Origin of the sequence: Gordonia sp. 852002-50816_SCH5313054-c (assembly GCF_001665925.1) — a bacterium.
GTDB lineage: Bacteria > Actinomycetota > Actinomycetes > Mycobacteriales > Mycobacteriaceae > Gordonia > Gordonia jacobaea.
The window spans coordinates 45,022-55,333 of sequence record NZ_LZTE01000023.1; the positions used below are offsets into that span (position 1 = coordinate 45,022).

At 61.5% G+C, this 10,312-nt stretch carries 11 protein-coding genes; 7 read left to right on the forward strand and 4 right to left on the reverse strand.

The window, feature by feature from the left end:
- Positions 1 to 132 precede the first annotated feature (132 nt).
- The gene (locus A5788_RS02535) at positions 133 to 1,533 is read left to right on the forward strand and encodes a glycosyltransferase family 87 protein (protein ID WP_064867099.1); all 1,401 of its coding nucleotides are present in this window, start codon (positions 133 to 135) and stop codon (positions 1,531 to 1,533) included.
- On the opposite strand, the gene A5788_RS02540 is transcribed toward A5788_RS02535, so the two are convergent.
- The gene (locus A5788_RS02540; RefSeq protein WP_064867097.1) at positions 1,461 to 2,441 is read right to left on the reverse strand and encodes a polysaccharide deacetylase family protein; all 981 of its coding nucleotides are present in this window, start codon (positions 2,439 to 2,441) and stop codon (positions 1,461 to 1,463) included. The genes A5788_RS02535 and A5788_RS02540 overlap by 73 nt on opposite strands.
- 1 nt (position 2,442) lies before the next feature.
- On the reverse strand, positions 2,443 to 2,997 hold the full coding sequence (locus A5788_RS02545) for a hypothetical protein (protein WP_049700827.1): 555 nt from the start codon (positions 2,995 to 2,997) through the stop codon (positions 2,443 to 2,445).
- Between the two features lie 382 nt (positions 2,998 to 3,379).
- Here A5788_RS02545 and wecB point away from each other — a divergent pair, with 382 nt between their 5' ends.
- The 4 genes from wecB (at position 3,380) to A5788_RS02565 (ending at position 8,234) form a co-directional block, all read left to right on the forward strand.
- The gene (gene wecB / locus A5788_RS02550; protein WP_064867095.1) at positions 3,380 to 4,516 is read left to right on the forward strand and encodes a non-hydrolyzing UDP-N-acetylglucosamine 2-epimerase; all 1,137 of its coding nucleotides are present in this window, start codon (positions 3,380 to 3,382) and stop codon (positions 4,514 to 4,516) included.
- A 142-nt stretch (positions 4,517 to 4,658) separates the two neighbouring features.
- Entirely contained in the window at positions 4,659 to 5,534 is an 876-nt protein-coding gene (locus tag A5788_RS02555) for a glycosyltransferase family 2 protein (protein WP_082938045.1), read from the forward strand.
- Positions 5,531 to 6,844 (forward strand): FAD-dependent oxidoreductase, encoded by a 1,314-nt coding sequence (locus tag A5788_RS02560; RefSeq protein WP_064867094.1) that lies wholly within the window; start codon positions 5,531 to 5,533, stop codon positions 6,842 to 6,844. Before A5788_RS02555 ends, A5788_RS02560 begins: the two co-directional genes overlap by 4 nt.
- 28 nt (positions 6,845 to 6,872) lie before the next feature.
- Complete coding sequence (locus A5788_RS02565; protein ID WP_064867092.1) at positions 6,873 to 8,234, forward strand: sugar transferase; 1,362 nt, start codon at positions 6,873 to 6,875, stop codon at positions 8,232 to 8,234.
- On the opposite strand, the gene A5788_RS02570 is transcribed toward A5788_RS02565, so the two are convergent.
- A complete protein-coding gene (locus tag A5788_RS02570) occupies positions 8,228 to 8,782 on the reverse strand; it encodes an arsenate reductase/protein-tyrosine-phosphatase family protein (protein ID WP_064867090.1) in 555 nt (184 codons plus the stop codon). The genes A5788_RS02565 and A5788_RS02570 overlap by 7 nt on opposite strands.
- Before the next feature lie 160 nt (positions 8,783 to 8,942).
- On the opposite strand from A5788_RS02570, the gene A5788_RS02575 reads away from it, so the two are divergent.
- The gene (locus A5788_RS02575) at positions 8,943 to 9,311 is read left to right on the forward strand and encodes a histone-like nucleoid-structuring protein Lsr2 (RefSeq protein WP_049700822.1); all 369 of its coding nucleotides are present in this window, start codon (positions 8,943 to 8,945) and stop codon (positions 9,309 to 9,311) included.
- Between the two features lie 22 nt (positions 9,312 to 9,333).
- On the opposite strand, the gene A5788_RS02580 is transcribed toward A5788_RS02575, so the two are convergent.
- Complete coding sequence (locus A5788_RS02580) at positions 9,334 to 9,756, reverse strand: hypothetical protein (protein ID WP_064867088.1); 423 nt, start codon at positions 9,754 to 9,756, stop codon at positions 9,334 to 9,336.
- A gap of 130 nt (positions 9,757 to 9,886) precedes the next feature.
- Between A5788_RS02580 and A5788_RS02585 the strand changes: the two genes are divergently transcribed.
- Entirely contained in the window at positions 9,887 to 10,168 is a 282-nt protein-coding gene (locus A5788_RS02585; protein WP_064867086.1) for a hypothetical protein, read from the forward strand.
- The last annotated feature ends 144 nt before the right edge of the window (positions 10,169 to 10,312 follow it).

Here is a 10,312-nt window from a genome sequence, read left to right on the forward strand (position 1 = left end):
TGAAACTACGGCGCACCTCGGTCGTGGGCTTCTCGGCGGCGGTCACCATGTATAGCCAGACAGGTGCATGAGCGGATTCGCTGTGTAAAGTGAGCACGCAGTTCTGCGCCCTGATCGGACGGAGGTGACCCGATGCCGCTGAAACGCCGATTCGACGCCCGCTGGGAGATCCCTCTCTTCGTAGTCTCCATCGCCGCAATGATTGCGCTCGCCGTTTCGCTCATGAGGAAGGCGCTGGCAGACCGGATCGACGCCGACGGCGCTGTCGATTGCGGGAAAAACCTCTGCCATCTGTCCTTCGTCGATTTCCGCGACGCTACGTGGCGCCCCGTTTCCTGGTTCGTCATGGGCAATAATCCCTATGACACTCAGACGTACCTTCAAAATTTCCCCCACTCTCTCGATTACCCGACGTACGCACCGGGCCATCTGTTGCTCTGGGCTCCCCTTGGATGGGCCGATTGGAATACCGCCAGCGTCGTCGCTGCCATAATCGGGATGACCGTGATCATCGCGACCGGTTGCTGGCTCGGATTGCGCGTGGCCGAGAACATCCCCGCGACGCTGATCCCGGCCGGACGCGAGGGCGCCATCAGGCGCGGGATGCTGGCGACGTGGGGAGTGATTCTTCTTCTGCTCTCCCGTCCGGTGAGCCTGGCCTACTACCTCGGTCAGCCCAGTATCGTCTACGTCTTGCTTGCAGTCCCTGCAATCATGGTGCGCAACAAGTACATCGGCGTGATACTCGTCGCATTGTGTTGCATGAAGCCACATATCGGGCTGGCCGTGGTCGTCGTTCTGATTGCGCAAAGCAGATGGCGACGAGCATTGCTCGGCGTCGGATTGAGCGCAGCCCTCTCCCTCGCCGCAGTTTTGGTGATGGCCGGCGGTGTCTCCGGAGTGCCCCGCTGGGTCGACAGCCTCATCGGAAACATCAGCGAGTCGTCGTCGAGACGAACGGCGGATTGGCTCGATGAGCGAATCGATATCGTCGGGAGCCTCCAGCACGCCGGATTGGGCATTTCGACCGCGACCACAGTCGCCATCGCCATCGCAGGTGTTGTTGCCGCGTACTTCTTGGTTCGACGAACGTCGTACCGTTTCGAATCGATTTCCGTCCTGCTGGGTCTGACACTTGTCACGGTGACGCTCTACCACCTCAGCTACGACGCAGCGTGGCTGATCGCGCCGATCGTGCTCGGTTCTCTCGAAGTAGCGTCCGATCCCCGACTGCGCAAACGACTTGCACCGGGATTGGCCCTGTTGTTCTTCGGTGCAGCCATTTCGCACTACTACATTTTCGATCGACTCGGTAACGAGCTCGGTGTCGCGCACTTCTCCATCTGGCTGATGCGCGTGACGTTGTACGCGGGCACGGTACTGCTGATCGCCGGACTGTGGACAGTATTCCGGACCCGGCAACACCCGCACTTGTCGCCGCATGACGTCGATCCTCGGGTTCATTCGACGCATGCTCGCCCGATCTCCGCGGAGGCAAGCGATACCCCGGGCGCCGACATCGCCGCCACGTGATCGCCGGTACCCACCACGTCGAAATTCGCCTGCATCGTTTGGACCACCCAGGTGATGAACGCGACCTTGTCCGACGCCGCGACGCCCATGCCGGGAAAGAACTCCATCGCGGGTGCGTCCCGCCGGTCGAGGATGTCGGTGGGATGAATGAGCATCGACATACCGACCCCGCGCGCCCTACATAGGCGCACCGCGGCACGAAAATAGCCGCGCGCAAGTCTCGGCGAAATCGAGTACAGCTGAATGAGGTACGAACCGTGCATGGGCACACGAGCAACCGGAAGGGTTGTGACCGGCAGTTCTACGATCTGACCGCCCTCGGCCCGCAGCCGCTGGGGATGCAGGCTCCATCGCGCCTGCCCGAATCCGCCGAACAGGTCGGCACGATCATCTCGTTGTTCGTCTGACAATTCGGTACTGCGGAAGTGCTGATACCGCGCGAGTGGACCGATCCACGTCGGCAGCACACTCGCGTCGTACTGGTAGCCCCGCTCTATGAGCAGCTTGAACAACTCCGGAGTGTGGCTGTAGCCAGGGGCTCGAAAACCAACTGGCGCAGGGGCTCCTGCTGCCACGATGGCTTCGTGCGTCCTATCGACCTCTGCGGCAAGCCGCTGCGCGTCGTACCTCTGCAGCCACGGCTCATGTTCGTACGAATGGTTTCCCACTTCGTGTCCACAACGAGCAAACGACGAGACAGCTTCTGCGCCGTCATCGCGAGCTGCATCTGCGCCGATGACGAAAACCGTTGTGCTCTGGTTGAGTTCACCGAATAGCTCGACGATCCGCGGCACCGCCACGTGAAGATAGCTCGGTCGGGCTTCCCACTCGGGATCTCCGTGTGTCTTCAAGTACGACCACACGTTGTCAAGATCGACCGACACACTCGCGAGGGTTGTCGAGTTCATGTCATCCTTCCGGCACATAGGTCTGAAGTCGACCAGCGCGCGCCGCAACGTCTTTCGACATCGCGCGTACCTGGCTCTTCTCAATTGCTGCCATGGCTATGACCCCACCGACACAGGCCGCAAGACCGACGATCACCCACACCGCCAAACCATCGCCTACACGGTCGCCGAGCAGCAGAAATCCGACGCTCGACGCAGCCAGAAGGGTCACCGCATCCATCACCGAGCCGACGAGGGTCGTCGAACCCCGCGCCAGCGCGAGCCCCATCTGCAGTTGCCCGACCACTGCGGTCACCACCACAAGCCACGCGAGCGGATCAGCGAGGAGCCCGAAGCCGACGTGCGACGCGACGGGTCTCCCCGCCACCGCCAGAATCGCAAAGCTCACACCGGCCAGACACGCAAGCGGAACCGCGCCGGCACTCCGTGATGCAAACCACGTCGCTCCAGCAACTACAAACGCAACCGTCACGAGACCGACAAGTGCCAGACCGCCGATCTCGTAACTGTTCGACGGACGCGAGACAACCAACAACAGAACGATCGCGCTCGCCATGACGCCGAATACCGCCAACTCGCTTGCGGAGGTTCGCCGCCGCAAAAGCACGAATCCCAGGAGCGACGTTAGCGCCACAGACGCGCACACGGCACCCTGGACGAGGTACAGGGGCAAATGCGCTCGAGCGAGAAAGGCAAGTGTAAAACCCGTTACCTGACAGGCGAATCCGACGATGTACACCGGATCACCAATCAGACGGGTGAGCCCACGAACGCCCGCTCCGGAAGGAGCGGAACGTCTTGCGCCCACACTCTGACAAAGCAACCCGGCTGCATAGGCCCCCACCGCTGCAGCAAGGTAGAAATAGTCGATTATCACGTCAACTCGAATCCGCCCCGTTCACTATCCCGAACTCGGGAATGTGGGTAGTCTAGCGCGCGTGCCGACCGTTCATCTAGTTGCCGGAACCCGCCCGGAAGCCATCAAACTGGCTCCTCTTTATAGTGAGCTCCGCGAACTATCGTTCGATGTGCAGTTCGTCGCAAGTGGGCAGCATCCGACAATGGTGAGGGACTCACTGCAGGCATTCGGGATCACCCCCGACCTCGCACTCGAGATCGACCGTGGTGACGGCGGTCTACCGACCCTGACCGCGGCGTTGATCACCGGCCTCTCCGAACTGTGGGCGGCGAAGCGTCCCGATCTTGTTGTGGTACAGGGCGACACCACGACAGCCTTGGCCGGAGCACTTGCAGCGTTCTGGGCAAAGATCCCGGTTGCACACCTGGAGGCAGGTCTGCGGTCACATGATCTCCACTCGCCGTTTCCCGAAGAGGCAAACCGCAAGCTGATCGGACAAGTCGCCGATCTGCACCTGGCGCCGACGCAGCGAGCAAAAGACAATCTCATTTCCGACGGAGTCCCCGAAGCCCGGATCTACGTGACCGGCAACACAGTCGTCGACGCCGTGATCCGCATCGCGGCAGATCTTCCGGAGGCCAGCGCAACCACTGGGCCCGTGGTTCTGCTGACAATGCACCGCCGCGAGTCCTGGGGCTCGCCCCTCGACCAGGTACTGAGGGCGGTTGCGCAGCTGCTGACCGAGTACCCCGACCTGGAAGTGATCTGCCCAACGCATCCCAACCCCTCTGTCCGGCAACAGGTTCACCAGGTACTTGGCGGACACGACCGTGTCACGCTCACCGATCCCCTCCCCTACGAGGCGCTCGTAGGAGTGATGAAAGCTGCTACGGTCATCCTCTCCGACTCCGGCGGAATCCAAGAAGAGGCACCCACGTTCGGTGTGCCCGTCCTGGTGGCACGGACGGTTACGGAACGAATCGAAGCGATCGAGCACGGGTGCGCCATCTCGGTGGGAACTGACACGAACACGATCCTCGCGACCGCGCGCAAGCTGCTGGACAGCCCAGACTTGCGCTCCTCCATGGCATCTCGCGGAAACCCCTTCGGCGACGGACTGGCAGCATTCCGGAGCGCGAAGGCGATCGCGCAGTTATTCGATGCACGGGTCGAGCTCCCACCCGAGTTTTCGATGAACGCGCAACAGGCCACATAACTCTTCGCAAACCGAAGAAACGTACATCACTCGTCGATCGGCTAATAGACGCCGCCATGGCATTCCGGACAGAGTGGTGTTAATGTGAATCCACCATTCGTTATCCGACACGGGGAAGTCGGATCATTCCTTGGGGGGAAGTATGGTCATTGAATCCTTTCCGGATCAGACCACGAGTGTCATTCATTCGGATGACATTCATTCGAACAGCGCCCAGAGCGTGGGTCTCAAGAGCCGTGGCCCGAAGAGCCTGGTTCAGACACGAACGCTCCATCTGGTCCTTCCGGCCTACAACGAAGAAGACTCTCTTCGACCACTTTTCGAGCGGCTACGCCGAACGGAGTTGCCAATCCACCTGAAGGCGTGGGTGATTGACGACGGATCGATCGATCAAACAGCCGCCATCGCCTCCGAAGGGCTCGAAGGACTCGATGTTCAGCTCGTAAAGCACCCGGTCAATCAAGGTTTGGGGCGGGCAGTCCAGACGGGCATCCGTGCAGCACTCCGGGTCGCCTCGTCGGACGACATCATCGCGATCATGGATGCCGACAACACTCACGATCCTGCGCTGCTCGATGCCATGATCACAGCGATCGACGCCGGTGCCGACCTGGCCGTTTCATCGAGGTTCACCCCCGGCGGCGACGACACCACAGCACCCCCTTTCAGGCGTCTGCTTTCGCGCGGAGCTGCGACCGTGTTCTCCCGGTTGATCGCGATCGAAGATCTCCACGACTTCACCTGCGGGTACCGGGCCTATCGAGTTTCACTGCTGCGCCGTGCAACTGAGTACTGGGGCGACAGTCTTGTCACCGAGCAAGGTTTCGCCTGCATGGTGGAGTTGCTGATGAAACTCCGGCATCTCCAGCCACGCGTCGTCGAGGTCCCGATGGTGTTGCAGTACGACCTCAAACAGGGCGCCTCCAAACTCAAACTCGCGCTGACGCTGCGACAGTACGCGAAACTCGTACTGCGCGAACAGATCACGCCTGTGCCTGATCTGGCAGCACGAAATTGATCTCCCAGAGTTCGACCGGCGTCACCGTCATCGGCGGAGGCATCGCCGGTCTGGTTGTCGCGTACCGGTTGGCCCAACGCAACGTTCCGGTGACCGTGCTCGAACAGGGCACGCAGCTCGGCGGACTCGGCGTCGAGGGCGAAATCGGAGGTCATCCGATCGAGCGCTTCTACCACTGCATCATGCCCAGCGACGACGCGTTGCTCGAGCTCCTCGACGACCTGGGCCTTCGCGAATCGATCGAATGGCGCTCCACCACCATGGGAATGCTGGTAGATCGTCACCGTTACCCGTTCAATACTCCGCTCGATCTGCTCAGGTTCCGCGCCTTGAGCATTCTCGAGAGAGTCAGGTTCGGTGCGGTGTCGGTGACGCTCCGGTACCTCGGGCGAGGCAAAGACCTTGACCACATGACCACCGAGGCATGGCTATCGGAACTGTACGGTCCCGCTGTCTGGGCCAAGCTGCTCAAGCCCATGCTCGGCGCAAAGTTCGGGGATGCGTTCTCACTCGTGCCGGCTCGCTACATCTACGAGCGCCTGGGCAGAGAGAAGAACGTAGCCGTTCGCGGCTATCCGAGTGGCGGATACCGATCAATCGTTGAAGCGCTCTGTCAGGCGATACGCGACCGCGGAGGCATCGTCGAGACCTCCGCTCGGGTAACCGCCGTGACAGAGACCTCCAGCGGCGTCGAGGTAGCGCTGGATGACCGCGTGATCACCAGCGACTTCCTGGTGTCGACCGTTCCGATTCCGGTGCTCCATCAGCTCGCTGACGAGAGCCTCCGAGCAGCTCTTCCCCCGGCCGAGCACACTTATCAGGGCGTCGTCAACGCTGCGTTCCTGCTTCGCAAGCCGCTCGACGGACACTACTGGAGCCCTGTGATCGGTTGCGACACAGAGTTCGACGGCGTCATCGAGATGTCCGCGCTGTCTGGAACCCATCGCTACGGCGACCATTCGCTGGTTTACACAATGAAGTACACCACTCGGGACTCGCCTCTCTTCAGCGAGGATTCCGATGCGATTGCGGCCCGCTGGACAAGCCAGCTATGCGCCCTATACCCAGACCGTATCGCCAGCGACGACGTCCTGGCAGCCAAGGTCTTCGCCGCCCCCTTCGTAGAGCCGATCCCGTTTGTCGGTCAGTCACAACAGATTTCGGATGGCCATGTACCAAACACAAGACTCAGTATCGCCACAACCACTCAGCTCTATCCAGACGTCACGAGCTGGAACTCTTCGACTCGCCTTGCCGAGAGCGTCGCGCGACGAGTCGCAACGGCCGCAGTCTCGGTCGGCACGCGGTAACGTCACCACCCGCTTTCACGCACGCGTAGTGAGAGCCGCCGAGATACTCTCCATCGCTGGGGGTATCGCCTTCGCCGTCGCGATCAGCAACGACGTTCCGGTGGCGAAGTCCGTCGTCGAGCGCGTGGTGTTCGGTATCGGCATGGGGGCCTGCTGGGTGCTGCTGATGGCACGCGAGGATTCGACCAACCAACGGATACTCGGGCGTGGTCTCGAAGAGTTCGTTCGCGTGTTCGTGGCCACCGCCAAACTATTGGCGGTCGTCGCCGTGGTCGTGCTCGTACTCGGGGTTCCGATTCCTCGCCAGACGCTTCTGATCGCCATCATCACCGGCTTCGTGGGGTGTATGACCGCGCACGCAGTGAGCTCGCTGTACATCGCTTCGCGGCGCCGACGCGACGGGGCGTCGTCGACGCGTGTGTTGATTGTCGGCGGCCCGGAGTCCGCGGTTCGAATGAGCGACACGATGACGAAGAACCCGTCGTTGGGCTACATTCCGGTCGGAACTGTCGAGCCGCCCGCTCCCGCCATCCAGGATCCGACGATGATCGAGGATCCCGGCTATATCGTCGATGCCGCCCTGAGTGCCGCAGCAGACTACATCGTCATCGCCTCGTCCACCCCGCTTGAAGCAGAATGGTTGCGCGCGCTGCGTTTTGGCTTGTCCCAAGCCGGTATCGGCCTGTTGATTGCTCCGTCATTGGTCGGACTTGCACGTCCCAAGATCACCTTGGAATCCATCGCCGACGTCCCGCTCATCCACGTCGACGAGCCTGGCTACAGCAGTCGTTCCGGGTGGGGTAAAGCGCTGTTCGATCGATTCGTCGCCGCGACCGGACTTCTGCTCCTCTCGCCGATACTGCTGGTCATTGCGATCGCTATCAAGGTCTCCGATCGCGGCCCTGTCTTCTACCGTCCGGAACGGATCGGCCGTGATGGCGAGTCGTTCCGAATGTGGAAGTTCCGTTCGATGTATCAGGACGCCGATAAGCGGCTGGCCGAGTTGCGCGGCAGCGGCCCCCAAGCGGATGACATGTTCTTCAAGATGAAGAAGGACCCGCGGATCACCCCGGTCGGCCGCATCATCCGCAGAACGAGTATCGACGAGTTCCCACAACTGATCAACGTGATCCTCGGCGAGATGAGTCTTGTCGGGCCGCGGCCACTCGTGCACGGCGAAGGACACACGTTCCCTGGGTTCGTCGAGCGACGCCAACTCGTGAAACCCGGAATGACCGGCTTGTGGCAGGTCTCCGGCCGCTCGGACACCACCGACGAGCAGCGCGTCGAGTTGGATATGTACTACGTCGAGAACTGGTCGATCGAGCAAGACGTCCGAATTCTCTTGCGTACCGTCGTCACGGTTGCCCGTGGCGATGGAGCTTACTGACCTACGACGGACCGCCGAGCCCACTGCACAAGGGCACCGACTTGCGGCGACAGTTCACGATAGACACGCTCGAAATCGGCTTTCGGTCGGCCCATCGGGTCGAGGATGTCGAGGTGCGCGGAGTTGGTGTCGATTCGCCCACGTGCCGCCATGATCGCGTCGATACTCGGCGACGCGTCGGTCGTCGGGGTGTCGCCGTCGAGCGTCGACACCAATTCGACGAACTCGATGAGCGTGAACATCCGCTTCCAACGGACCGGCAGCATTCGTTGACAGGCGGCACGATGCTCGCGAGTCATGCAGAGCACGATGTCTGCGGGCGCCAGTATGCGCGGTTGCAGATACCTCGACTCGAAACCTGTTGCATCGACGCGATTTTCGGCGAGTACTTCGCTGGCGAAGGGGTGCATCGTCTGGCCGTTGAGTGCTCCGACTCCTGCGCTCGAAGCCGTCAACTCGACCCCTTGTTCTGCGGCCACAGCACGGCAGATCCGCTCCGCCATCGGCGAACGACAGATGTTGCCGGTGCATACGAAAAGCGCGTCCATGCGCTCAGCCTATCGCCTCCGCATACGGGGTTTTTGATCGTGAATTTCCTCGCGCAGTCGTCGGTAAACTCGGATCTCTCGGACGATTACTCCCGCAGATTTGTGCGCGAGTCACGTGTCTGTCGCTCGAACGTCCGACAGCATCAGTTAACCTCAACACATGGCAACCATCCGCTCAGTCGCATTTGTTGATGATCTGGACGGTCGGGAGATCGACCTCGACGACGTCCACACGGTTCTCTGGTCCTGGCTCGGCGTTGAATATCAGCTCGATATTTCCAGCGCAAATCTCGACAAGGTCGAGAACGGCCGTGTCACTGTCGCCAAACTCCTTGAGGCTTCCACCAGGATCGGCGGCCGCAAGCAGTCCACGGCGCCTCGGGTGACCACCAAGAAGTCATCCGGCTCGTCCAAGTCGGCGGCGTCGACGAGCGATATTCGGGAGTGGGCAATCGAAGAAGGCTACGAGGTGGGCCCGCGTGGACGGCTTCCCAAGGAAATCGTAGAAGCGTTCGAAGCCGCTCACTGAGCCACCACGCTCGGGGATCAGCTCAGATCCCCGAGCACGAACTCCCCAGATCCAACCGCCGTCCGACGTCGGCACCGCGCAGTTTCCAAGGCGAATTCCCTTGCCGCGCACCGAGTACGAAGCGTCCTTCCACAACAGGACTCCAGTGGAAAATCGCGACGTGTTTGCGCGGCACGACGTCGAAGGTGAATCGCAATAGCTTTCCATTGGCCAACCGCGTCGGTTGCCGGACAGAGAATGTCACCGGGTCATCGTTTGTCACCCGCGCGGTGAGTGTGTAGGTGCAACCCGCGCCGTATTTACCGGTTCCGCCGGGTTGCGCGACCGTCAAGGTGCGCACCGCGGCGTCAGCATGTGCAGGCATGACGCCGACCAAGGCTCCCGCCGTAATCAGGGCAACGACCGCCGCACGGATCATCGGAACTGGTCGCGTAATGCGTGCCATTCACTCTCCCCATGCGTATCGGCGGTGCAACGCGCTCAGACTATCGACTATGTGAGACACATAGGGGATTCACAGCATTTACCGACGTCAGATCGGCTCGTCGTTATCATTACGCGGCAGAATCTATCGAGTGCGCGTCCCCGACTTCTTCCACGCCCTTGTCCTTCTCAATCTTCTGTTCGCCTGCGGGTTGTGGGCGCTCATGAGGCCATCGGGGCGTGCGTCGCTGGTGCTGGCAGGCGTCGCGGTCGCCTGGATTATCTGGAACGGCCCCATCGAGGGAGCCACCCTGATCGCATTCTCCTCGCGACACGGCGTCACCGAGTCCGATCTGCTGTCGCTGGTCGCATTCTGGATCGCCGGCTCCTCCTACGAGCGCAAGCGCCGCAACTCGGCTGAGCCCACCCGCTGATCGAGCGCCCCACCGCTGGTCGAGCCTGTCGAGACCACCCCACCGCTGGTCGAGAGCCCCACCGCTGGTCGAGCTCCCACCGCTGATCGAGCCCCCACCGCTGGTCGAGCCTGTCGAGACCACCCACTCGTCGAGCACGCACCC